Source organism: Acidaminobacter sp. (genome assembly GCF_030247605.1).
In the GTDB taxonomy this organism is placed as follows: Bacteria; Bacillota; Clostridia; order Peptostreptococcales; family Acidaminobacteraceae; genus Acidaminobacter.
In genome coordinates, this window is sequence record NZ_JAOTSB010000007.1 from 96023 (window position 1) to 121541 (window position 25519).

Annotated in this window: 19 protein-coding genes; 8 read left to right on the forward strand and 11 right to left on the reverse strand. The window is 49.4% G+C overall.

Annotated features, from left to right (window positions below):
• Positions 1 to 25 precede the first annotated feature (25 nt).
• The 4 genes from OEL90_RS05475 to OEL90_RS05490 all read right to left on the reverse strand — a co-directional run bounded on the left by OEL90_RS05475 (position 26) and on the right by OEL90_RS05490 (position 5573).
• On the reverse strand, positions 26 to 796 hold the full coding sequence (locus OEL90_RS05475) for a LamB/YcsF family protein (protein WP_291400190.1): 771 nt from the start codon (positions 794 to 796) through the stop codon (positions 26 to 28).
• Positions 797 to 959: 163 nt separating this feature from the next.
• Positions 960 to 2354 carry a sigma-54-dependent transcriptional regulator gene (locus tag OEL90_RS05480; protein WP_291400188.1) on the reverse strand — a complete coding sequence of 465 codons (1395 nt, stop codon included), beginning with the start codon at positions 2352 to 2354 and terminating at the stop codon, positions 960 to 962.
• A gap of 16 nt (positions 2355 to 2370) precedes the next feature.
• Positions 2371 to 4113 (reverse strand): sensor histidine kinase, encoded by a 1743-nt coding sequence (locus tag OEL90_RS05485; RefSeq protein WP_291400186.1) that lies wholly within the window; start codon positions 4111 to 4113, stop codon positions 2371 to 2373.
• Positions 4110 to 5573 (reverse strand): sodium:solute symporter family protein, encoded by a 1464-nt coding sequence (locus OEL90_RS05490; protein ID WP_291400184.1) that lies wholly within the window; start codon positions 5571 to 5573, stop codon positions 4110 to 4112. Before OEL90_RS05490 ends, OEL90_RS05485 begins: the two co-directional genes overlap by 4 nt.
• A 213-nt stretch (positions 5574 to 5786) precedes the next feature.
• On the opposite strand from OEL90_RS05490, the gene pgsA reads away from it, so the two are divergent.
• On the forward strand, positions 5787 to 6323 hold the full coding sequence (gene pgsA, locus OEL90_RS05495; RefSeq protein WP_291400182.1) for a CDP-diacylglycerol--glycerol-3-phosphate 3-phosphatidyltransferase: 537 nt from the start codon (positions 5787 to 5789) through the stop codon (positions 6321 to 6323).
• Positions 6324 to 6439: 116 nt separating this feature from the next.
• Here pgsA and OEL90_RS05500 read toward each other — a convergent pair whose 3' ends face one another.
• Positions 6440 to 7348, reverse strand: coding sequence for an EamA family transporter (locus tag OEL90_RS05500; protein WP_291400180.1), 909 nt, complete (start codon positions 7346 to 7348; stop codon positions 6440 to 6442).
• A gap of 556 nt (positions 7349 to 7904) precedes the next feature.
• Here OEL90_RS05500 and OEL90_RS05505 point away from each other — a divergent pair.
• The 6 genes from OEL90_RS05505 to OEL90_RS05530 all read left to right on the forward strand — a co-directional run bounded on the left by OEL90_RS05505 (position 7905) and on the right by OEL90_RS05530 (position 16393).
• On the forward strand, positions 7905 to 8483 hold the full coding sequence (locus OEL90_RS05505) for a hypothetical protein (RefSeq protein WP_291400179.1): 579 nt from the start codon (positions 7905 to 7907) through the stop codon (positions 8481 to 8483).
• A gap of 44 nt (positions 8484 to 8527) precedes the next feature.
• Positions 8528 to 9886: a citrate/2-methylcitrate synthase gene (locus tag OEL90_RS05510; protein WP_300687408.1), complete on the forward strand. Its 1359-nt coding sequence runs from the start codon at positions 8528 to 8530 to the stop codon at positions 9884 to 9886.
• Positions 9887 to 10130: 244 nt separating this feature from the next.
• Positions 10131 to 11549: a Na+/H+ antiporter NhaC gene (nhaC, locus tag OEL90_RS05515; protein WP_291400175.1), complete on the forward strand. Its 1419-nt coding sequence runs from the start codon at positions 10131 to 10133 to the stop codon at positions 11547 to 11549.
• 303 nt (positions 11550 to 11852) lie between these two features.
• Positions 11853 to 13967, forward strand: coding sequence for an ATP-binding protein (locus OEL90_RS05520; protein WP_291400173.1), 2115 nt, complete (start codon positions 11853 to 11855; stop codon positions 13965 to 13967).
• 3 nt (positions 13968 to 13970) lie between these two features.
• Entirely contained in the window at positions 13971 to 15332 is a 1362-nt protein-coding gene (locus tag OEL90_RS05525) for a sigma-54-dependent transcriptional regulator (RefSeq protein ID WP_291400170.1), read from the forward strand.
• A gap of 140 nt (positions 15333 to 15472) precedes the next feature.
• Positions 15473 to 16393, forward strand: a complete 921-nt coding sequence (locus tag OEL90_RS05530) for a sensor domain-containing diguanylate cyclase (RefSeq protein WP_291400168.1) — start codon at positions 15473 to 15475, stop codon at positions 16391 to 16393.
• 65 nt (positions 16394 to 16458) lie between these two features.
• On the opposite strand, the gene OEL90_RS05535 is transcribed toward OEL90_RS05530, so the two are convergent.
• The 6 genes from OEL90_RS05535 to OEL90_RS05560 all read right to left on the reverse strand — a co-directional run bounded on the left by OEL90_RS05535 (position 16459) and on the right by OEL90_RS05560 (position 23966).
• On the reverse strand, positions 16459 to 17436 hold the full coding sequence (locus OEL90_RS05535; protein WP_291400166.1) for a glutamate formimidoyltransferase: 978 nt from the start codon (positions 17434 to 17436) through the stop codon (positions 16459 to 16461).
• A gap of 204 nt (positions 17437 to 17640) precedes the next feature.
• The gene (locus OEL90_RS05540) at positions 17641 to 18693 is read right to left on the reverse strand and encodes a copper amine oxidase N-terminal domain-containing protein (protein ID WP_291400164.1); all 1053 of its coding nucleotides are present in this window, start codon (positions 18691 to 18693) and stop codon (positions 17641 to 17643) included.
• Positions 18694 to 19207: 514 nt separating this feature from the next.
• Entirely contained in the window at positions 19208 to 21040 is a 1833-nt protein-coding gene (gene ftsH / locus OEL90_RS05545; RefSeq protein WP_291400162.1) for an ATP-dependent zinc metalloprotease FtsH, read from the reverse strand.
• 1 nt (position 21041) lies between these two features.
• Positions 21042 to 21551 (reverse strand): MarR family winged helix-turn-helix transcriptional regulator, encoded by a 510-nt coding sequence (locus OEL90_RS05550; RefSeq protein ID WP_291400160.1) that lies wholly within the window; start codon positions 21549 to 21551, stop codon positions 21042 to 21044.
• 208 nt (positions 21552 to 21759) lie between these two features.
• Entirely contained in the window at positions 21760 to 22962 is a 1203-nt protein-coding gene (locus OEL90_RS05555; protein WP_291400158.1) for a hypothetical protein, read from the reverse strand.
• Between the two features lie 302 nt (positions 22963 to 23264).
• Complete coding sequence (locus OEL90_RS05560; RefSeq protein WP_291400156.1) at positions 23265 to 23966, reverse strand: response regulator transcription factor; 702 nt, start codon at positions 23964 to 23966, stop codon at positions 23265 to 23267.
• 166 nt (positions 23967 to 24132) lie between these two features.
• On the opposite strand from OEL90_RS05560, the gene OEL90_RS05565 reads away from it, so the two are divergent.
• Positions 24133 to 25452 carry a YjiH family protein gene (locus OEL90_RS05565; RefSeq protein ID WP_291400154.1) on the forward strand — a complete coding sequence of 440 codons (1320 nt, stop codon included), beginning with the start codon at positions 24133 to 24135 and terminating at the stop codon, positions 25450 to 25452.
• Positions 25453 to 25519 lie beyond the last annotated feature (67 nt).

Genomic DNA, 25519 nt, shown 5'->3' on the forward strand with positions numbered 1-25519 from the left:
AAATAGTCTTATTTTTTCTTAAGGTCTAACCAATCACGTTTTTTAAAGCTGTCACAGTAACGCCTTCGCTTTCAAGTGTTGATTTAATACGTTTCACGAACTCGACCGCTTCCGGATTATCGCCATGAACGCAGATCGAATCTGCTTTCATTTCGACTTTTTCGCCGGTGATGGCTGTTACCTCGCCCTTCTTGACCATGGTTACGACGCGCGCGATCGCTTCCTCAGCATCATGAATGACTGCGCCCGGCTGACTTCTTGGCACCAGAGTGCCGTTTGCCTGATAGGCGCGGTCCGCGAAGACCTCCTGAGCGACTTTGAGCCCGATCCCTTTGCCTGCTTTGATCATCTCACTGTTTGCGAGCCCTAAAAGAATGACTTCCGGCGCTGCCTCATAAATGGCTTCCGCTATGGCTTGCGCAAGTTTTGCGTCTGTCGCTGCCATATTGTACATGGCGCCGTGGGGTTTCAAATGCTGTAAATTTCCTTTTGCCGCCTTGACAAATGCCTGTAGGGCCCCCAATTGATAAAGGGTGTAAGCCTTAACCTCGGCCGGTGTAACAGCTAAATTCCTGCGGCCGAAGCCCATTAAGTCCGGATACCCAGGGTGTGCCCCCAGTCCGGCACCGTTTGCCATTGCCGACTTGACCGTCTCCGCCATTACCAGCGGGTCCCCGGCGTGCCAGCCACAAGCAATATTAACAGAAGAAACATAAGGAATAATAGCGTGATCCATGCCGATGGTATAACTGCCAAAGCTTTCGCCCAAGTCACTGTTCAAATCCACTTTGAACATTTGCCTCACCTCCTGCCAAATTATAAAGCAATTTTGATGCCAAAAATGCAGACGTTGAAATTGCAACCTTCTCAAGATTGAGTATTCAAAATTGTTAGTCAAATTGTTCGATTTCGCACATATGAAACGAGCGATTTCGCACAAAGTGCGAAATCGCTCATCATTATCCTTTCTCAAGCTTCCGTTTCAGCGCAAACCGGCTGATGCCTAAAAGATCTGCTGCTTTGGAAATCTGTTGATTACTGAGTGCAAGCGCCACTTCAATATACTGACGCTCCATGAAACCGACCTCTTCTTCCAGTGAAAAGACGCCGCTTGTCAGTCTTGCGAGCAAGACCTCATAATTATTTGCAGCTTTATTTTGAATTTCCTCACCTTCCACAAGCCTCAGCTTCGAAATCTCAGGCGGCAAATGGATTGGCTCGAGGCGCTGCTGAGGATACAGCAAAATTGTCCTTTCAACGACATTTTTAAGCTCCCGAACATTCCCCGGCCATTGATAGGTCAGCATGCACCTTTTTGCTTCTTCTGTCAATTCAGGTACCGGACGCTGATGTTTCTTTGCCTCATTCTCAAAGAAAAACCGAGTCAGCAGAAGAATATCCTCACCTCTTTGCCTCAGAGGCGGCAGCTGAATTGGAAACACATGCAGCCTATAGTAAAGGTCCTCCCTGAAATATTTTTCCTCAATGGCCTGCTTCAAGTCCCTGTTTGTGGCAGCGAGGACGCGCACGTCCACCTCGAGATCTTCAAGGCCGCCAACGCGTTTAAATTTTCGGTCCTCTAAAAATCTGAGCAGTTTTGATTGAAGCTCTAGGGGCAGCTCACCGATCTCATCCAGAAAGACAGTGCCGCCGTCTGCCAGTTCCAAAAGTCCTTTCTTTCTCGCGGCGGCGCCAGTAAAAGCATTTTTTTCAAATCCAAACAATTCGCTTTCCATAAGGTTTTGAGGAATTGCCCCACAATTGATCTTTACAAACGGCAGCGCCGACCTGGGCGATAGCCTGTGGATGGCTTCTGCCACCAACTCTTTACCAGTTCCCGTCTCCCCTTGAATCAAGACTGTAGTCCGCTCACTGGGCGCAACGACCTCTACTCTGTGCATGACCGCTTTCAGAAGTTCATGCTCGCCAATCATGTATTTTCCACGGTGCAGCTTTTCATCTTCATACAGCGTCAGACGGTTCATGGCTTTGAGGTGATCAATACCCTTTTGTATGAGGATATCCAGCTCGTCAAACTCAAAGGGCTTGTGAAGATAATCAAAAGCGCCGGCCTTAATCGCAGCCACCGCCGTCTTGACATCTCCGTAAGCCGTCATCATAAAGGCTACCAAATCAGAATCAATTTTCTTAAGTTCCGGCAGCAGCTCCAGACCATTGTCCTTGCCAAGTCTGAGATCCAAAAGCGCAATGTGAGGCTTAAAAGCGGCCATCTGTTTGACAGCCTCTGCAGCATTTGAAGCCGACTGCGTCTGATAGCCCAAATCCCCTAACCCTTCACATAATGAATGACTCAAAGACTTTTCGTCATCGATGACTAAAATGCGGTAAATCATCTAACCGCCTCCTTATTTAAGGTGCTGGGAATTTGAGCATCACCGTTGTCCCAACCCCTTCTTTGCTGACCATTTGAATTTCCCCGCCCAGATCCGTCATGAGCTTTTGAACGACAGACAGGCCCAGGCCCGTTCCTGTGGCGTGCGTTGTGAAGAAGGGATCAAATACTTTATCGAGATCCTCTTCCGCAATGCCTCTTCCTTCATCCTGCACAATGACTTGAACGGTTTTATCAAATTCAGAAGACCTCGGCTCAATCCTGATCACAATCCGGTCGTGGGCTGAGGAGGCATTGATAGCGTTGGAAATGACGTTCAGCAAGATCTGTTCCGTCTGATTTTCATCTGCTTTGATTTCAACCGGCTCAGACTCTTGCACATAGGCGAGCGCGATCTGATGCTCTTCCGCTGTGGGAGAGATCAATGTTAAAGTCCTCTCAAGCACCGCTCTCAAGTCAATTTTTCTCAAGTCAGGAAAATGTGGCTTTGCAAAATCCAGGAGCTCCGAGACCAGCTTATTCAACCGGTCAATTTCGTGCAGCACGTTGTCGAACAGCGCGCCGTTTCGGTCTTCCTCTGTTGTCACCAGACGCCGCTTCAGCACCTGAATGCTGGTCTTCATGCCCGCCAGTGGATTTCTGATCTCGTGGGCGAGACCCGACGCCAGCTGGCCGGTATACGCCATGCGGTTGACCCGCTCCATCCGCATCTCCAGCCGCTTCCTCTCGGTGATATCATTAAAGCTGAAAATAGCGCCGGTGGTTGCCCCCAGACTGTTGGTCAGCGGTGCGGCAGACGTAGCGAAATAGCGCTTTTCGTCTCCGGCCGTCTCCTGCAGAACGTACAATTGGTCAATAGTCCGGGACATCTGAAGCAAGTCATCCAGCTGCTCTTTGAGGAGTGTCACAAATGCCTTATTCGTACCCTGCTCGCTCAAAGAAGGGCTCAACAGTCTCTGGGCCGCCTCGTTTTGGTTGAGTACTGCACCCTCCTGATCCATGACCAGGACCCCCGTCGTCAGGCTCCTCAATATATCCTCGTTAAATTGCTTGGCTTCCAGAAGCTTTTTTGCGTTGTCCTGAAGTCTGCGGATCATCTGATTGAACGACTGCGCCAGGACCCCGATCTCATCCTGACGGTCCATCTCAAGCTGCGTCTCCAGGTCTCCCGCGGACATCTGGTTGCACTGCTCCGCCAGGTACCGCACCGGCCGCGACAGGTGGTGAGCGATCAGAATTGTCGCCTGCATGGATAAAATGAGGGAAATGATTGCGACCAGAATAGAATACTTCTGGGCGTCAATGAGCTCCCCGGCGAGAATTTTCTTTTCCCCGGCGACGGCCACCGTCCATCCCGACCTCTCATCGTTCTCATAAGAGATCATCAGCGCGTCGTCTTCGTAGACCCCTTGCCTCTGGTTTGGGTCGATGCGGTCTTTAATAACCGTGGGCACAAGGATCCCGGAACCCTCTGGCAGGTGGTTGATCAGCACCTGATCCCCCTCAAAGACATAAAGCCCCTGCCGATGGTACCCCGACAAATACCCCACCGCTTCCTGCACCTCAGCCTCGCTGTCAAAGTTGACCCCGCCCAGATGGTACACCACTTCAGACACCGTCTGATCCTGTTCGTACCGCTGATTATTCAGAAGCAGGCGGTAGCCATTCCAGTAGGAAATCAGCCCCAGCACCGCAATGGAAAACGCGATCAGCACCATAAAGGGAATCAGGATCTTGTTTTCGATGTCCATTTTGATCATGACGCGTCCCTCCCCGAAAATAACCCGAAGCCAAAGAAGAGAATCGCGGCCACAATAACGCCAGGAAACGCAGGATGGATCAGATGCCCCGGAGTGCCGTACAACCCACGATCCAACACTGCCGCAATGGTCATGGTCAGCACTCCGCCATAAGCAGAAAATAGCGCCCCTTTCCGATTTGCTTTCTTCCAGAATAGTCCGCCATAAAACGGAAACAGGAACGCCACCGCGAACAGACCATAGACATACCCTCCAAAATTAAGCAAGCTGGTGGGCGGATTAATGGACATGATGAGGGAAACTGTGCCGGCTGCCAGAACAAAAATCCTATTTTTGGTGATCATTTTCTCGTCATTTAACTTTGTGTCAACGGTATACCCGAAGAGATCGTAGGTGAATCCGCTTGCCAGAATCAGAAATTGAGAGTTTGCCGTGGAGACCGCCGCCGCCGCCATGCCAATCAGCACAATCCCGCTGAGTCGGCTGAAGAGCGCGTAATTGATCATGTACGGAAAGACCTCGTCCACCGAGTTGATGCTTTGAATCGTTGGCTGCAGTACCCTGGATCCGAGACCTATGACAATCAGATAGAGATAGAGCACGGTTAAAAAAATCAGTGAATAAGTAATCATTTTGTAAGCCGTTTTTTGGTCCTTAGCGGCTAGAATGCGGATGGCATATTGAGGGTTTGCCGCGAAGCCCAGCCCCCAGCCTACAAACCCTGTCAGGATCATGAGGGGCGGATAGGCGTCTGTGGAAAAAGAGTCCAGCATAGTGCCCGGCACCGTCTGACCCGCTGTTACAAACGGCGTGGTCCCAATCAGCGCGACTTGCTCGAAAATCTGGCCAAGTCCGCCAGTTGCGTTCAGGACCAGACCTGCAGAAAAAACGACCCCAAAAAAGATGAGGATGAAATTGAGACCATCCGTTCTGGCCACTGAAAACAGCCCGCCAAAGGTCGTGTAAATAATAAACATGAACACCAGAAGCGTCGCCAAAGTATAGTGAATGTCGAGCAGTTCGCTCATGACGACGCCAAAGCCGCGGATCTGAATGGTCATGTACAAGGTGAACGCGAAGACTATGACTATGCCCCCCAGCCTCTGCAGGGCAACGCTCTTGTAGCGGACGCGAAAATATTCCGGCAGAGTCATGATGTTGTGACATCTCAGCCTCGGCACCAGGAAATAAAGAAAAATGGTGCCCAGATACCAGGGAATGACCGAATACCAGACGCTGGATAATCCGTAGGCGAAGATCGAACCAGTCAAACCTTGCATGGACGCGGCACTGAACCAGGTTGCAGTAAAGGTGAAGACAGAGGCCCAGAGCCCCAGACTGTTGCCTGCCAGAAAAAAATCCCTAAGATTTCTCGTTTTTTTGATGCCGCTTTTTCCGAACCACAATAACAAAACTGTGTATAAGGTGAAATAAAGAAGATATTCAACCGATTTATTCAAACAGCAGCCCCCATTCTATAGGTAAACTGGTCTTTTCCATTCAATTCTATGTTAACTTTTTTTGAAACGACTTACAAGAATCAGAAGGCCGTCGCATGACAGTCCAAATTCTGACCGGTCTGATCCTCCAAACTGCCCTGACCCCGATGAAGTTGCTTAAACTGCCAATTTTGAGGTATAGATAGACTAAATTAACCAGCGGAGGTGAAGCGTATGAAGCACATTCCGAATATATTGACCGTTATACGTTTGTTCCTCGTGCCTGTCTTCGCTTTCCTTTATTTTTCTGAAGCTCCAAATGCCCATTTCTATGCGCTGGCTGTTTTTATCCTGGCCGGCGTGACAGACGTCCTGGATGGCGCGATAGCCCGAAAGTACAACCTTGTTTCTGTAGTCGGTACGGTTTTGGATCCTCTGGCTGATAAGCTCATGCTGCTGACCGCCCTGATCTGCCTTACCGTGGACGGCATTATGCCGCTTTGGGCTATGGCCATCATGCTCGTGAAGGAACTGTTCATGATCACAGGCGGGCTCATCATGTACTTCAGAAAGGAGAAGTCGGTCATCCCAGCCAACAAGTTCGGGAAGCTGGCCACCGTCCTGTTTTCGCTGGCGGTATTCCTGATGATTGTTCAGCCCGGAACCTGGTACACCATGGCTGTACTCGTCGTCGCAATCGCTTCCAAGCTGTCTGCATTTACCTCTTACGCAAGGCATTATTATCATAATGTAAGACTGAAGAGAGAGTGAAAATGGTTCAAAAAACCGCCTGACATGTGCCAGGCGGTTTTTTTGTTTAGATGAAACCGGGGGTTGATAGGCGTAACCGCTGACACCGAGTTTCTCTGACACCGAGTTTCTCTCCCTCACTTCACCATCTTTAACCGAGGGATCCCAAAATTGGAAATCAACAGCCCTACTATTATAACCAGGCACCCCAGCCATTGAACGTCCGTCAGCTGTTCCCCAAGAACCACCTGGGCAGTAAAAAGCCCTGTCACCGGTACCAACAGGGACAAAGGCGCCACCTTCCCCGTTGGATACTTGTCAAACAGCATGGTCCAAACCCCATAGCCGAACAAGGTTGCCAGAAACGCCAGGTAAAATGCTGAAAACACTGAGATCCATTTGAGATTCGTCAGCGCGTGCAGGATCTCTTGAGGCGAATCCACCAGGAGAGCCAAGAGCATCAAAGGTATTGGCGGTACAAGGCTGGACCAGACCACCAGCCCCAGCATATCAAGCTTTTCACCGTGCTTTTGGGCATCTCTGGTCGCAAATCTTGTAACAATGTTGGAAATCGACCAAAACAAAGCCGCTGAAATGGTAAGTATAAAGGGTACCATAGGCACGGACGAAATCCCCCCGGCCTTATAGGCACCACTGATGAGAAGCAGGCCAGCCGCCATGATGAACAGCCCGACGATCTGCTGTCGCTTAACCGCCTCCCCCAACATTACCGCTGCCAGAAGGACCGTGAAGAACGGCTGAGTCTGAAGGACTATGGAAGCAATCCCTGCGGGCATCCCAATTTCTATGGCATAAAACAGAAGTCCAAATTGACCTACACCCAGTGTTAAGCCATAAGCAATAATGTACTTCCAATGAAGCTTGGGCTTTTTGACAAAGAAGATTGCGGTCACAGAAACTATAAAAAACCTGGATGCTGCCAGAACCAGCGAAGGCACCCCGCTAAGTCCCAGCTTTATAACTGTAAAATTCGCGCCCCAAACAATAACCAGCAGCAGCGCAAGTAATAGATCTCTCTTACTCATAGTGTCACCGACCTTTTTAGAATGAAACTTCAGCTTGCACCATACAACTGCTCCATGGTTTCCTCATTCACTATGTTAGCACGCTTTCCAATTACATACAAAATTTTTCGAATTCTCGAATCTAAGATGGCAGGACTCCCTTTTAGTTTGCCGATGGTTATTTTTCATGACACGAAAGCGCTACACCAAAATCTGCCTTCTTTTTAAAATTTGTTCCATTTATAGAATTCATTTTCTCGTTTTGCAAGTTTCGTATGAATTTATTTCATTCGCAACTTGCAACAATTTTTCGTAACCTACGCCGCGCAAAATTGTATATATATCCATACAATTCTCAAATTTTAATCAGCGTTTTCAACTTTTTGTTTAACTTAAAATATTATATAAAATCTCTAAATCCATATAATTAGCCATTTTCAAAGATTTAACCACTTTTGAATTCCCCTTATTTTGTACTGAAATAAAAACAGTATATTTATCTGTTTTTACTGTTGACATTAACATGTTTCAATCGTATAATCGTATACAATAAAGCAGAAAAGGAGTGACAATTGCAGTGAAAAAATTATATTCTTGCAAAAAGATCAGCAACACCAATTTAAAGGGCGTTTACTTCCCCAACCAGAATTCAAACTTGCAGTGTCACCCAGGTACGCTGCTGAACGATCTTAACGCCAACGTCGGCTTGAACCTTAACTTAACCGTCAGCCTGGTCTCTGATGACAGTTTCAAATTCGATCCGCATTTTTATCAAAGAGCGTCCTACTTACGTACCAGCGTCGTAGTTGCCGGCAGTCAATGCGGCGCTTCAGAAAGCACCTCGAGTACATTACTTTCTGAAAGCTGCAAAGGCGTAAAAGCAGTGATCGCGAAGTCCTATAGCACTCTATTCAGACAACAATTACTTAACGCCGGCATTCTGCCACTTGAATTTACTAACACAGATGATTTCGACAAAATTTCGCTTTATGACACTTTATATCTGGAGCAGCTCGAAGCAGCTTTGAAGCCTGATGCCTGGATGATTTACAACCGCTCGACTGAAGAATTCTACGAAGCCGCAATGCACTATGATGCAGGTTGTCACAAAACCTCGGCCAGAATCGGCTTTGAAACTGCATTGACCATCGGCTAAGCCCTTATAACATGAAGAACCCATATACAGAACGGAGGTGCACCATGTGTCTGGCCACTGATTTCACAGAATACTTCGACCACCTGACCCAAATGGCGTACGACAACAACGTGACTGCCGGTGAGGTCTACGAAAAATATGACGTCAAGCGCGGTCTCAGAAACACCAACGGCACAGGGGTCCTCGTCGGTTTGACCCGAATTGCGGATGTCTACGGTTACAAGCTTGAAAACGGCGTCAAAATCCCGGATGAAGGCCGACTTTCTTACCGCGGCATCGATATTCGCGACTTGGTAGAGGGGTTCCAGCAGGAAAAACGCAGAGGCTTTGAAGAATCCGTGTTTCTGCTGCTGTTCGGAAAACTTCCAACCCAGAGCGAGCTGGCAGACTTCAACGCGCTGCTCGACGACTACAGAGCGCTCCCGCCCGGCTACACCGAGAGCATGATCCTGAAGATCCCAAGCAAGGACATCATGAACAAACTCATGCGCAGCGTCCTGGTCCTTTATTCCCACGACGACGACCCTGACAACACGAGTATAGAAAACGTCCTGAGACAAAGCATCCAGATGATCGCCCGCTTCCCGACCATCATCTCATACGGTTACCAGGCGAAGGCCCATTACATCGACGGTAAATCCCTGTTTATCCACGCCCCACGCAGAGGCGTCGGCACAGCTGAAAACGTCCTTCACATGATCCGCAGCGACAACCGTTATTCCAGAACCGAAGCTGAAACCCTGGACCTTCTCCTCGCCCTGCATGCAGATCACGGCGGCGGCAACAACTCCGCTTTCGCGACGCACGTGGTTTCCTCCTCCGGTACGGATACTTATTCTGCACTGGCAGCGGCTATCGGTTCCCTGAAAGGGCCTAAGCACGGCGGCGCCAACAAAATGGTCATCGAGATGGTCGCAGACATTAAAGCGAACGTCGAAGACTGGAGTGACGTCGAACAGCTCAAGACTTACCTGAAAAAAATCCTTAAAAAACAAGCTTTTGACGGTCAAGGCCTGATCTACGGAATGGGTCATGCGGTTTACACCTTATCGGATCCAAGAGCGGTCTTATTAAAGAAGAAAGCCTTTGAACTGGCGCTCGAAAAAAATGCCATGAAGGAATTTGAACTCTTCTCCAATATCGAAGCACTGACCAAAGAACTGTTCAAGGAAATGAAAGGCTCAGACGTCGCGATTGCTGCGAATGTCGACCTCTATTCAGGCTTCGTCTACGAGATGCTGAATATTCCTGCAGACCTCTACACGCCGCTGTTCGCCGTGGCAAGGGTTGCCGGATGGTGCGCACACCGCATTGAGCAAATTGTCAGCGACACCAAAATCATGAGACCGGCTTACAAGAACATTCTTGAGCCACAGCCTTATATCCGAATTAAGAATCGTTGATTTGATTATTTCAATACAGCCATCATTTATAATTAAATCCAGGAAAAAGGATCCGCTGACTGCGTCATGTCGACGCCGCTTGCGGATCCTTTTTCCATTCTATTTTGAAATAAATTTCAAAATTTTTAGAAATTTATTTCATTATGTATTTGACGCATACCTCAAAACATTGTAAATTGCCCATTCCTTTAGTTGGCACGACACTTGCTTATAAGTATAGTATCGAATCTAAAGGAGGACTAAAATGAAAGCAAGAATGCCTTATCTTTACGAATCCATCACCACCTTTGCTCTGCTGATCGCCACAATGGGGATCGGAATCGCAGTCTATGGCGCGAACCCGCACATCCCAATGTTGATTGGCGTCGCCTTCGCGACCCTGATGGCACTTCGGATCGGACACAAATGGAATGACATTGAGCAGTACATGTTTGACGGCATCCGCCAGGCACTTCAAGCTATCATAATTCTCGCGATCATAGGCGTCCTCATTGGCGTCTGGCTCCTTTCCGGCGTTGTTCCGACCATGATTTACTACGGACTCGGCATCCTGTCTCCAAAGATCTTCCTTGTCGCGACGCTCCTTATAGCGTCTGTTACTTCCCTGGCGACCGGAACGAGCTGGGGCACGGCAGGAACCATCGGCATAGCACTTATGGGTATTTCTACAGGCCTTGGCATTCCGGCGCCAATCGCGGCCGGCGCGGTCATCTCAGGCGCCTACTTTGGTGATAAGATGTCGCCGCTTTCCGACACGACCAACCTCGCGCCTGCCATGGCCGGCACGGATGTCTTCACACACATCAAGTTCATGCTGAAACCAACGATTATCGCTTATACCATTTCACTTATCTTCTTCGCAGTCCTCGGCATGCGCTATGGTGGTGCCGATGTCGACCTCACCGCCATCAGCGCCATGAGAGAAGGCCTCGCGGCATCCTTCACCATTTCACCGGTACTCTTGATCCCGCCGCTCGCAGTTATTGTTTTGATCGCTAAAAAAATGCCGGCAATTCCAGGCATCTTTGTAGGCATCATCCTGGGCGCCATCCTCGCGCCAATCTTCCAGGGCTCCAGCTTCGGCGACATCCTGAATGTGGCTTACAGCGGCTTTGAGTCCAACACCGGCGTCACTGCAATCGATGACCTTCTTTCTTCCGGCGGCCTCAGCAACATGATGTACTCCATTTCCCTCACCATCATCGCTATGATGTTCGGCGGCATTATGGAGAAGACCGGCCAGCTCGAAGTCATAGTCAACAAGCTCCTCAAGCGCGTCAAGACGCCTCAGGGTTTGATCGCACTGACAGAAGCCACTTGCCTCGGCTCCAACATGACTATGCCTGAGCAGTACATCTCCATTGTCGTCCCGGGCCGCATGTATGCCAAAGCTTACAAAGACATGGGACTTCACCCTAAAACCCTGTCCAACGCCCTCGAATCCACCGGCACGCTGACCTCTGCACTGATTCCTTGGAACACCTGCGGCGTCTTCCTCTTCGGCGTCCTCGGCGTCACCACTATGGAATACCTGCCGTACGCCATCTTCAACTACACAATGCCGCTTGTTGTTATTGCTTTGAGTTTCGTCGGTGTCACAATCGCGAAGCTCACGCCTGAAGAACTGGCTGCACAGGAAATCGAAGACAAACTGTCAGCCTAGCGCCTGGCGGGGCAGATCAAGGCTTTGTTTTGTAAAGCCGCCTTCGAAGCGACAGTTTCATTTGCATTGTAATTTCATTAACGATAAACTAGACGCTGGGAGGAAACGGGGATTACCCCTTTCTCCCGGGGTCTTTTTTTTACGGGACTTGAAACTCGGGGTTGATAGGCGCCAGCCGCTGACACTTGGTGTTGAAACTGGGTGTCAGACACCGAGTTTCAAGTCCTGTAAACTGGGTGTCAGACACCGAGTTTCACCCTCAACCCCCAGTTTCACTCTTTTTCACATCTAAGGAGGTGCGCCATGCGAAAACTCGCCTTAATCATCTTCACCGCGACGCTGCTGTTAATCGTCAATTATATCAACGAGGTCGTCAGAATTGATTATGACCTGAATCTCGTGGAGTACTTCGAATATTCCAGAGAATTTACAGTGGACGAGCGTCGGCTCCTGGACAACTACGGCATGCTGATCTTTGGCGGCAACATCAACGACCCGCCCCTGGGCCGATATTACGAAGAAACCGAGCAGCACCTCGGCCTGACTGTGGATATTGTCAACGCTCTGGCTATTGAGCTTCAGACCAACATTGCCACCAAGGCAATGGTTTGGAGCGACGCTGTTGAAGCGTTGAAAAACGAAGATACCAACATGATTGATATGGTTCCCTCTGATGCCCGGGCCGTGGACTTCGCGTTTTCAAACCCCATATACCGCCTCAGCGGCGCCGTCCTCACGCCGGGAAAAAACTCGGACATAGAGACGCTGCGCGACTTGAACGGACGCGTCGTCGCCGTACAGCGCGCAGACGTCGTCATAGACAAGCTTTGGGAGCAGAACATTTTTCCTGAATTCGTTTACGCGGACCACCTTTACGAAGCCATGCGGCTGCTGGAGTCCGGACAGGTCGAAGCCCTCGCCGGCGACGAGCCGGTGATTCGCATGATCCTGAGCGAGCTGCGGCCTACCGGGAGCTTTAGGATTCTTGAAGAAAAGGTCTATAATGCCCATACGGCGCTGGCCGTTCCAAAATCCCAGAAAGAACTGATTCCGGTTCTCAATAAGGGCATCCTTCGCCTTCGCAAATCCGGCGTCATGACCAACATTGAAGAAAAATGGCTGGGGATGGGCGCCGCAGAAGTTCAGCGCCGCTCTTACGAAAAAATGAAGCATTTGTGGCTGCCGCTTCTTGGAACCATCGGCATGCTCTTTTATTTGATTTATCTTTGGAACCTCCGGTTGAAAACTTTGGTCGCACGTCGCACAGAAGAGCTCACGGTCATCACCGACGAGCTGGAGAGCGTGTTCGACTCGATCCAGTCCGGGATTGTCCTCGTGGATCGACAAGGCACACTCAAGAAGGTCAATGCCGTCTTCACAAACTGGTCCGGACTGACTGAAGGGGAACCGCTGGACGCCAGTCGATTCGGAAAACCCTTTGCCGAACTTCTGAAGGAAGCGGATTTTCAAGGCTGCGAATCCGCCAGTCCAGTCAGTGCCGGGAATTTGGGAATGCCGCCCTACGACGACGCTTTGACTCAATCCCCCCTCGATAGCGGCCACGCTGCGCCCGAACTTCGCAGAGAGCTCCGGCTGCAGAACAAAATTTTCGACTGCCGCCTCTCCACAATTCAGACCATGGAAGGGCTTTTTCTGATGAACATCGAGGACATCACCCTGGAAAAGCTGCAGTCTGAAAAGCTGGTGCACAGCAATAAAATGGAAGCGATTGGCCGTCTCGCTGCCGGCATAGCCCATGAGCTCAGGAATCCACTGGGCACCATTCGGAATTCCAGCTATCTCCTGGGCTCCATTCAGGCAGCGGATGCAGATACCCTGGCTGCGACGGCCGCGATCAACCGGGCTGTAACCCGTGCCGGCAAAATCATTGACAACCTGCTCAACTATTCCCGGCTGAGCACCGACGAAATTCTTGATTTTTCTGTATCGGATCTCGTGTTCGAAACGCTGTCCTTTTACAAGAAAGCCATGTCTGAAAACGGCATCTCCACAGATTATAAGCACGACGGGCCGCCCCTGGCCGCTTCCAACCCCAGCGCCCTGCGCCACGTGCTCATGAATCTGATTCACAACGCCATTGACTCAATGCCTTCAGGCGGTTCAATCACGCTGCGCTCCGCGAACTCACCAGATACTCTGACCTTCAGTGTCTCAGACACCGGGACGGGCATCGCACCCGAGCGCCTGGGCAAAATTTTCGAGCCTTTTTACACTGAAAAACCTGTTGGGCAAGGCACAGGCCTTGGTCTCTACATCGTTTACACCGAAATCGAAAACCTGGGCGGCGACATCCAGGTCCAGAGCTCCCAAACCCAAGATGATGCCGCAGCCAGCGGAACAATCTTCACCTTTCGCGTGCCCAACCACACGGCCACGCCATCTCCCGAGGAGGCATAAGACATGCGCAGACTCAAACTGCTTCTGATCGACGACGAGGCGGATTTCCTGGAACTCCTGAGAATGATCCTGACCCGCAAAGGCTATGACGTCTTAACCGCCAGGACTGGTGCCGATGGTCTTGGCACCCTCCGTACCGCCGGCGGCATCGACGTAGTTCTCACCGACCTTTTGATGGAGGGCATGACCGGCCTCGAAGTTCTCGCTCAAGTGAAAGCGGAGTTCCCGGACACCGAGGTCCTCATCATGACGGCTTACGGCAGCATCGAAACTGCAGTAGACGCCATGAAGCAAGGCGCATTTTCTTACTACATCAAAAGTAATGACCCGGAAGAGATCCTGATGTCGCTGGAAAAGATTGATAAAATCCGCCAGCTTGAATCCAGAAACGCCGCACTGAGCGCTGCTTCAGAAAGCGAAAGCGGCGCTATGCTCGCCAGCCGTAGCCCGGCTTTCAAGCGCGCCCTGGATCACGCCCTCAAAGCTGCCGGTACGGATGTGAACGTCCTTCTCCTCGGCGAGTCCGGCGTGGGCAAGGAAGTCTTTGCCAGATTTATCCACGAAAGCAGCGCCCGTCGCCGGGAAATTTTTCTCCCTGTGAATAGTTATGCTTTTTCAGACAGCATGCTCGAATCCGAACTCTACGGCCACGAAAAAGGCGCATTCACCGGGTCACTAGGTCAGCGTGCCGGCCGATTTGAAGCGGCGGACAAAGGCACTCTGTTTCTCGATGAGATTGGCGACCTGCCGCTGACCACCCAGGTCAAGATCCTGCGGACCATTGAAACCCGGGAAATCTCGAGAATTGGCAGCAACACTGTGATCCCAACGGATTTCAGGCTGCTCAGCGCCACCAACCGAAATCTTGCGGAGGCAATCAGTGATAAGACTTTCCGGGAAGACCTCTATTACCGTATCAGCACCATGGTTATAGAAATTCCGCCACTCCGGGAACGACCTGAAGATATACCGCTGCTGTTTGAGCATTTCCTGGCCAAAGCCCAGCGAGAAATCAAGAAGACGATTACCAAAGTGGATGAAGAGCTGAAAGAGCGTTTATATCACTATGCGTTTCCAGGCAACGTAAGAGAACTGAAAAATACCGTCGAGCGCCTGGTGGTTCTGTCGGAGAACGGCGTGCTCAAAGACCAGGGGCTGTTTGAGAAGGCGGCTGCTGCCGGCATGACATTACAGCGTTCACCCGTCGATCAGACCTTGCGACAGGTCCGCCAGAGAGCAGAGCGCCAGCATATTCTCACTGTCATAGAGCACCATAACGGAGATTTGCCGATGGCCGCCAGTACACTGGACATCAGCCTCCGCCAACTCTACAACAAACTGAATGAGTATGGCATTGAGAAGTGAAAAGGATTGGACTCGATGTGAACTTGGTGTCAGACACCAAGTTCATTTTTTGTGGGGGATACTGTGCACTATTATGTCAAATAAGGGTATATAAAAAAGACAATCTTCAAAATGACATAGATAAAGAAAGGGCGATTCCAATGAATCAACCTGTGCACCCGGATTGCTGCAAGTCTTTATTCGAAAATGCTTATGACGCAATATTCATTATTGATGACCTCGGTCGGATCCACTATGCAAATCCTGCTTCTTGCCAATTGCTGAAGAAGACAGCCGATGAGTTGATACAATCTTCATTTCACGACCTCTTCGCTCGCGAGGAAGTCTATCAGACTGCGCTTTTTTTCAGCTTGATTAAAGAGGTCAATTCCCGAAGCCTAATGCACTTTAAGGCATCAGATGGTGTGGAAATTGACGGGGAGTGGACAAGTTCAAAGTTTACAGACAAATCCGGCGCGCCGCGGATCTTGCTGATTCTTAGAGACGTCAGTAACTTTATTGAGGCTCAAAGGGAGCTCAAGGAAGCAGAAATTTTCGCCACAGAGCTGGCGACTCATGATTTTCTGACCGGTCTTTTAAATCGACGCGGCTTTGAAGAATTTATGGAGCACGAGCTCGACCGGGCAAAACGCTCAGGCAAGCCCACCGGACTGATTATGATGGACATTGATCACTTCAAGCAAATCAACGACAAATTCGGCCATACGGGCGGCGACTGGCTGCTTAGAGAGTTTGCCACTGTCATGTCGACGAGCATCCGGGATTATGACGTCTTCGCCCGCTTTGCCGGCGACGAATTTATTTTGCTCTTACCCGAAACTTTACAAGGTGAAAGCATGATGATCGCCGAACGGCTTCGACTCATAATCGAGTCTCATCCCATCAAGTATAGCGGCGAACACTTTAAAATCACCGCAAGCCTGGGCGTGATCAGTGTGCCGTCAAGCTACGACGGGCCTATGGAGGATCTCATTGCATTGGTGGATAAAGCGCTCTACCTCGCTAAAGGCAACCGCAACAGCGTATATTTTCAGACGCTGGATGTGGAAGTGGGTGTCTGACCCCCGCTTCCACATAAAAAAACACCCTGGATCCGGTCGGATTCAGGGTGTTTTAACGTCTTTAATTATTGAAGATGATACTCAATGATAGATTCTTTGTTGAAGCCTTCGAGCATCATATTGTCTGCGAGGCAAGCGACGACAGCGTCAAAGTCGTTGTCAGCGCCAGTGTAGCCAAGGGCTTTCGCAGAGTCGAGGAGGTACTGGTGCTTAACCGGTCCTACGATTTGAGTCGCGATGACTTTTGTTCCGCGCTTGTCAGCTTCTTTGGTGATGAACTCTTTGAGCATTGCGAGCGGTGTGCTTGCTGCATCAAAGACGTTCATGGATACAGCTGTACCAACATGACCTTCATCTTTAAAGCCGATTCCTTTGATGGATGTCCAGCCTGTTTCAGCATTCTTGACAACTTTTGCAATGTCGTTGGCAACAGTCGCATCTTCCGTCTCAACGAAAACGTTGTAAGCGGTAAGACCTTCGTAGTCAGAGCTGACAGTGCAGCCACCCATAGTTGAGCTGAGCTTGCCGTCAACTGAAAGGTCAGGCTTTCTTGTTTCGAGATCAGGATGGTCAGGCGTTTCGAGAAGTGCCTTAAGGCCTTCATACTGACCTTTACGGATATTTGTATTGGATTTTTTGAAATCTGTGCGTGCATTGAGGCCGGAGAAGTATACCGGAACTTTGTAAGTCTCGTGAAGCGCAACGCCAATTTCCTCTGCGAGGGCTTTAACTTCTTCAATGTCCATGTTCTGGAGCGGGAATACCGGCGCAGTGTCGAGTGCACCTATACGTGGGTGGTCGCCTTTTTGGACTTCCATGTTGACGTACTGGTAAACAGCGCCAGCGAGTTTCAACATAGCTTCTTTGACGAACTGAGGCTCACAGATGTAAGTGAGAACTGTACGGTTGAAGTTGGCCTCTGGCTCAACTGCGACAATTTTGACAGACTCAACAGCTTTAACAGCGTTTACAGCAGCATCGATGGCTTCCTTGTTGCGGCCTTCGCTAAAGTTAGGGACGGCGAGAACATATTTCTTACTCATAACGGAAATACACATCCTCTCAATAGTCTAAATTCTAATTAGATCATATCAAAAATCAAGAAGAATGTCATTTCTGTTTTACTAAAGAAATAGCGCAAATTTCAAGCAAATACAGGGCTAAACTTGTGTACTTTATCCAAAAAGTCTACCTGTCGCATAAATTAGATTGATCCGATCGTGAAATTAGTTTAATAATGTTAAAATTTACTCGGCGTTTTTAATCTGAATGCTAATTTTGGCAGCTGTATTTTCAGTGGCTGTTTTATATTCGGTTCCGGTTTCCGTTTCTGTTTCAGAAGTCAGCTCGGGTAGGATTTTGCCGAAAAATTCCATCGGCACAAAAGTTCTGCCTTCCCTGAGTTCAGGCGCAGCACCTAGCGATTGTGGGGCCATTCTCGCGAAAGCATAGGCATCCTTGCCAATAACCAGTGAGGCTTTGCCGACCATGACAGTCTGGCTCTCTTCCAGCCAGGTGACCTCATAACCCAATGCCTCTGCGGTAGCCCGAAGGGGTACCATGACGGTTTTGTCTTCTTTGACAAAGGACGACAAGGCATGCACCACTTTTCCATTGACTAAGACCGGGATCTCGCCGGCCGGGGTCAGCCATTTTTGATCCTCTACAACATAGATTGATTCCGGTACGGTCTGCGCCGGGATGCTTCGCGTTGAAAATTTATAGTTCACGAGCAGATGTTTCCCTGAAAGGCTTTCTGTGTATAGCTTCCCTTCGCTGTCCCACAGTTTTAGGCTGCCCTCTTGCTGCAGATTGAGCTTCAGCATGCCGTCGGCGCTGGTCAGGGTCTCGTCAAAATAGTCGACTTTTTGTGTGGTGCCCTCTGATGGCATTGTCACCAGTTCAACATTATACTGTGGCGGGTAGATCAGGATCATAGGTTTTCTGGCGTCATACCAGCCTGTGATGGTCTTTCCTATTTCGACCTGGACGTTGTCAGCGAGGACAGTGTCCTTTGACAGGACAAAATCTGCGATGGCTTCTCCTTCGCCATGGACGCGGATCATTTTTGCGTCAGGAATACTGTGGTGAGGCTCGATGCTTTCGATAGTTCCTTCAAAAAAGCCGTAATGAGCGAATTTCATCTGCGATTCCCAGATCTCCTCTCCGTAAGGCATTGCTGTTTGGTCAACACCGTCTGCCAGCGAGGCAAGTGGTGATCCCCCTATGGCCATGGCCGTGATCAGTAGTCCGGTGGTGAGGTTTTTCATAGTGTTCATTTTCATCTTCTTATGCAGCATCATGATGCTCCTTTCAATTTTAGGTTCTGGCAGTAAGACGCCGAACCTCTACAAAGGGTTCCACAAATAACCATTAAGAAAGCGTAACAAAGCATTTAAGGGTCGGGGCTGCGCCATATACAAACAACGATGATCCACACCTAAGGGAGCAAGTTCTCAAAGCGCCATTGTCCTAAGGTACACCTCACGCTAACAGACGTGCACCTCGCGGCTGGCGCCTATTGCTTCGCCTCAAAACACGCTCCGCGTGTTTCAAGGCTGCGCTTCGGTGTTGGGCTGCGCCCTATACAAACAACGATGATCCACACCTAAGGGAGCAAGTTCTCAAAGCGCCGTTGTCCTAAGGTACACCTCACGCTAACAGACGTGCACCTCGCTTCGCCTCAAAACACGCTCCGCGTGTTTCAAGGCTGCGCTTCGGTGTCGGGCTGCGCCCTATACAAACAATGATGAAACCGCGGGTCGGAAAGTAAACTTTCCGACCCGCGGTTTCATCATTGTTTGTGCACGTCTGTTAGCATTGTACAGGTTGTGTAGCATTCAATACGAACATGAACTCCTCGCCAGTCATGGTTTCCTTTTCCAGCAGGCATTTTGTCAGTTCATGCAGCTTTGCCTTATTCTCCACTAGAATGGCTTTCGCATTTTGATAAGCCGTGTCTAAAATCTTCATGATTTCTTTATCAATTAATGCCGCCGTCTCCGGTGACACCATCAGTGTTGTGTCTGTGCCTAAATAAGGATTGTTGACCGTTTCCAGCGCCATCATGCCGAAGGTTTCACTCATTCCAAAGCGCGTCACCATGGATCTGGCGATTCGGGTGGCTTGCTCAATGTCGTTGGAGGCTCCGGTGGTGACACTTTCAAAGATCAGCTCTTCTGCCGCCCGTCCGCCCATAAAGGTCGAAATTTTGTCCAGCGCTTGCTCTTTCGTCATCAAAATTTGCTCAGTTTCTTCGACCTGCATAGTATAGCCCAGCGCGCCGGAAGTCCTTGGTACAATTGTGATCTTCGTTACAGGCGCTGAATGCAATTGTTTTGCAGCTACCAGCGCGTGACCAATTTCGTGATAGGCAATCGTCAGCTTGTCCTTCATGGAAATAACGGCGTTTTTCCTTTGATATCCCGCAATGACCACTTCTACAGATTCCTCCAGATCGCTTTGCACGACCTGTTTTCGGCCCATCTTAACCGCCCGAAGTGCCGCCTCATTGATGATATTGGCCAGATCTGCGCCGGAAGCACCGGAAGTCGCCCGGGCAATAGCGTTGAAGTTGATGGCAGGCCCCAGTTTGACTTTCTTGGCATGGACGACGAGGATCGCTTCACGTCCTGCCAGGTCAGGCAGCTCAACCGGGATGCGCCGATCGAAACGGCCCGGTCTGAGAAGTGCCTTATCCAGGGTTTCAGGACGGTTGGTCGCCGCGAGAATGACGACGCCTTTGTCCGCATCGAAGCCATCCATTTCTGACAGGAGCTGGTTCAGCGTCTGCTCCCGCTCATCATTGCCGCCCAGCCCTCCGGAATTTCTGCTTTTACCAATGGTATCAATTTCATCAATAAATACAATACACGGCGCCTTTTCCTGAGCCTGCTTGAACAGATCCCGAACCCTGGCAGCGCCCATGCCTACAAACATCTCTACGAACTCCGATCCGGAAATTGAGAAAAACGGCACTTTGGATTCGCCGGCAACGGCTTTGGCCAGCAGGGTTTTGCCGGTTCCGGGAGGGCCTACGAGCAGCGCGCCTTTAGGGATGTTGGCGCCTATTTCTTTGTATTTTCCAGGGTCGTGAAGAAAATCGACGATCTCCTGAAGGGCTTCTTTGGCTTCTTCCTGCCCTGCGACGTCTTCAAAGGATTTTCCGGTCTGCGCCTCGACGTAGACCTTTGCTTTGCTGTTGCCAAAGGACATGGCGTTGCCGCCCATTTTGCCCATCATCTTCTTCATGAGGAATTGGCCGAGGGCTATGAAAATGACCATCGGCAAAATCCAGCCCAGGATGGAGGCCAGAATAGGGGAGCTTTCTGCAGGGATGACTTTGTTGAACTCGACGCCAGCTGCATAAAGCCGGTCCACGAGCTGTGGATCTTCAATGCGCCCGGTGATGTAGTAACTGTCCTTGCCCTCCGCGTCCTTCTGAACGTAAACGACCTGCTTGTCATCCACCTCGACTTTGGTGACTGTACCGGCTTCCACCTGTGCGAGGAAGGTACCGTAGTCGACCTGAGTCACCTCAGGTTTGTTCATAAGCGGAAAGACAAAGGCGTTGAGCAACATGACCACCAAAAGCACAATCATGTAATAGTAGTATATGGGGCGTTTGTTATTCTCGTTGAATTTCATCTTAGTCGCGCTCCTTCGCACTGGTGTTGGTTTCTTGCGCCGCCGGTTCCGTTTGCGGCAACCCGTCCAGCGAAGTGTTCAGACTTAGCAGATCGCTGAACTTCTTCAGACCGGTAAGCATAGCCTTTAGTTCGGTTTCGTCCACAACTTCCATCATGCGGTTGATTTTTTTATCGAAAACCTTATTGATGTCTTTCATTTTTTCTTCGCCTATTGCAGTGAGAACAACCATGACGACGCGTTCATCCGCCTCGCTTCGCTGACGGTTGACAAGGCCGCGGGTCTCAAGTTTTTTGCACATGGTCGAGACATTGGTGCCGGCCTGTCCCAACTGGGCCGCCACTTCACCAATTGTCATGGCACCGTCGTTATACAGCTCCATCAGGAGTCTCAGCTGCATGGCGGTGAGTCCATGACGTACCGCTTCCTGATTCAGCAGCGTGTTTGTGCAGTCGTTGATCTTTTTGGAATAGTCGAGCAGGCTGCGTTTGAACGCCTCCGTGACCATCATCTCGTCACCTCCGGATTTGCTTGTGTGATTATAAAGCTTTTACTTTAAGATATATATACATTATATATATTATGAAACATAATTATTATTAAAAAAGAATTAAACTTAGAAACCAAACAAATAAAAGCGGCACCTCACATTTGAGAGAAAACTCTCTTTTGCAAGGTGCCGGTTTATTTGTGCAGTTCTGTTAATCTTCGGGGACTCCCTACTTCACCAGCGACGTCATGGCGCCCGCAACGAGGACGGATACAATGGTGACACAGACGAAGCCGGCGATCAGCATTGTAGGCAGCAGTGCGTCGAAAATCTTTTCCTCTTCCTCAGCAGATTCCGCAACCGCCATGGCCGCTTCCTTTGTGATCAGGTAATTCAAAGGGAACCCAAGGAAACAGTTGAAGCCAACCGCCATTGAAAGCCGCGCCGAGTAGCCAATGCGCTTTCCGACGAGGACGCTAAGAATCGCAATTGCCGTAGTCGCCAGGACGAAAGCAATGAGAAGCGGAACAATCAGCGCCTTAATTGTTTCAACCTTCGCGCCAACCAGGAACGTCATGATAAACGCGTAAAAGCTGATTTCCATAATACCTTCGGACTTAGTCTTAGTCATAACGCCCTTGTCAAGGATCCCAAGGTTTCCGAGAACGACACCAATGATAAGGGAAACAATAGACTTATCGAGAACGAGTTTAACATATGGAATGTTGACGATCACGTTATTGTAAAGCGCGACGTTCAGGGTGTAAAGAATAGCGAGAATCAGGAAGTAGAATGCCGGCGTTCTGAACTTCTGCGGTACCTTGTCAATCCATTTGGTCTTCTTCGCTGCTTGAGATTCAAGTTTGTGTGCTACAATTTCCTGGCCGCCTCTAAGCTTCTTCGCAAGATCTGAAGCCTCGCCGCGCAGCATGTAAGCCACTACCGGCATCCCAATGAAGCCTTGAAGTGTAATCAATAGAATTGGCCATACCGCCAAATCTGTTTGACCAATGTTTGTCAGCGCCTGGCTCATGAGAATCGCCGCAATCATGCCGCCTGCCAAAGGTGCAATCGCTGTTATTGCCATGTTGGCACTAGGGAGAACAAAGCTTCCCAGGAGCATAAACACCAGCACAACGCCCGCCACCGCCGCAAGGGCCGTCACGACAGTTCTCCACTCGCGCTTGAGCTGATCGATTTCAAGCAGCGTGCCCATGTGGATCAGAATGATCATCATAGTGATATCCTTGACGGCTACCATGCCCGAAACCGGCACCACATCCAGCGGTAAAATTGTCCAGTAACCAATCAGTGTAATGACTGTCATCAAAAACAGTCCTGGAACCTTGCCTTTCGTCATGCTGGAAATTGTTTCAGAGAAGAAGATGATACCAATAACAATTATAAATGCCAGTTCAAATCCATATTGCATGTACTTCCGCCTCCTTGGAGTCATTTTTTTGACCCGACCGCAGCCTCTGAGGAAAACAAACCTTATGTAAGTCCTCATCCGGATGCGAATCCGTCTTGCACATGTAATACGCAATTTTATTGCCAAAGTACGAATTTTCTAAAACTTTTTTCAGACTTTTTTAAAACCATTGATAATACTTGTTTTTAGCCGATGGTTTCTTCAGCAGAAACACAACGCAGCCAAGGACATCGCTCAAATGTAAAATTTGTTTTACTTCGGTAAAAACTCACTCAGCATCGTAAAATTTGAGCGACCGCCTTTTACCCTTCAACTTTTTCCAGTTCTGCCTCAAATATATAGCCTACACCCCGTACGGACTTAATGTAGGCCTGGTCATCGTCACCCAGCCTGATCTTTTGCCTCAGCCGCTTGATATAAGCAGTCACCGTATTCTCATCATAATGCTCGCTCTCCCACACCTCGGCCAAGAGCGTTTTCCGTGTAAACACCACATTGGGGTGGTCAATCAGGAAACTTAGGAGTCTGAACTCGGTAGATGACAGCACAAGCTCCTGATCCCCTTTTAAAAGGCGATGCGCACTTTTGTTAAAGGTAAAGTCGCCAAACTTCACTTGACTGCCCGCTCGAACCGCCTCGTTGTAGACTTGATGCCTTCTTAGGTGGGCTTGAATTCGCGCAATCAGCTCCATGGGGTCAAAAGGTTTTGTGATGTAGTCGTCAGCGCCATAGCCAAGGCCAAGGATTTTATCCGATGATGAGGTGTTCGCACTCAGAAACAAAATAGGCACCTTATAGCGCTGGCGAATCCACTGGCACGTTTCCATGCCCCCCATCTCATCCATGTTCACATCCAGAAGCACCAAATCAACGCGCTCATCCATCAGCGCAATGGCATCTTTGCCATCATAGGCGGTGATGACACTCATGTTGTTGAGCAGGAGAAATTGTTCGACCATTTTCACGATCCGTTTATCATCATCTACAACTAAAATTTTTGGCATGACATCACCTTCTTCCTTAATAATCGTTAAATTAATACCCTTTGGTGACAAATTGGTGACAACGCGGTGATGCTTTCATGACTTTTTAAGATAATACGATTTTTAGGTGTATATTAGCCCTATCTTATCACGTTTATCAAACTTCATATTCAAGGGAGGCACCATCATGGAAAAAAGCGTTAACAGTCCGAAGTCTCACGCAACATCGCTTAATCTCATGAAATTGATCGGTTTCAGCGCAATTGGCATCCTAATGTTTTTCATACCAGTTACCATCGGCGAAAAAACCACTATTCCTCTCGACCATTTAGTCACCTTTATCACTGCAACTTTAGGCGGCAGCGCGAAATTTTACGCACTCGCAGTGATCATTATAGGCGGCCTTCGACCTTTTGTCATCAAAACCTGGAATAAAGACGCCGTCACTTTAGTGTTCTCCATTTTCAAGCTGATCGGTATTGGTGTCGCGTTCATGGCGGTGTTCAATGTTGGTCCGGCGTTCATGTTTGAACCGGACATGGTGCCTTTCTTACTTAATAAACTCGTTATTCCTGTTGGTCTGATCGTCCCTATTGGTTCTGTGTTTCTCGCGTTTCTCGTTGGTTACGGTCTCCTCGAATTCATTGGCGTTCTCGTCCAACCGGTCATGCGCCCTATTTGGAAGACGCCGGGCCGTTCCGCGGTCGACGCAGTCGCCTCCTTTGTCGGCAGCTATTCCATCGGCCTCCTGATCACTAACCGCGTCTTTAAAGAAGGCAAATACACCATCAAAGAAGCTTCTATCATAGCCACCGGATTCTCAACCGTCTCCGCGACTTTCATGATTATAGTCGCTAAAACCCTGGGCATCATGGAGCATTGGAACCTCTACTTCTGGGCAACCCTCGTCATTACCTTCATCGTCACTGCCATCACTGCCCGCATTTATCCACTGAACAAAAAGAGTGACAATTATTTTTCTGACGTCTCTGATCCAGAACCTGAAATTCATGGCAATCTCCTTAAGAATGCTGTTGCGGAAGGTTTGAAAGCGACCAGCCATTCACTTTCAATCGGCAAAAATATTGTCGATAACTTCAAGGACGGATTCATCATGGCAATGGGTATCCTCCCAACCATCCTCTCCGTTGGCCTCTTCGGTCTGATCCTCGCGAAGTATACGCCAGTCTTTGATATTATGGGCTACATCTTCTACCCATTCACCTGGGCGCTTCAAATTCCTGAGCCGATGCTTGCAGCAAAAGCCTCCGCCCTCGAAATTGCGGAAATGTTTCTCCCGGCGCTCCTCGTTGTGGACGCCCCAATCGTCACCAAGTTTATCATCGCCATTGTTTCAGTCTCTTCGATCCTTTTCTTCTCAGCCTCCATTCCATGTGTCCTTTCAACCGAGATTCCGTTAACCTTGAAGGACATTCTGATCATCTGGTACGAGAGAACGGTCTTAACGCTCATCCTGGCTGCGCCGGTCGCATTCCTGCTATTTTGACACAAGCCATTCTTACACTGGGCAGTACTGGGCAGTACTGGGCAGTACTGAAATTCGAATGACAAGA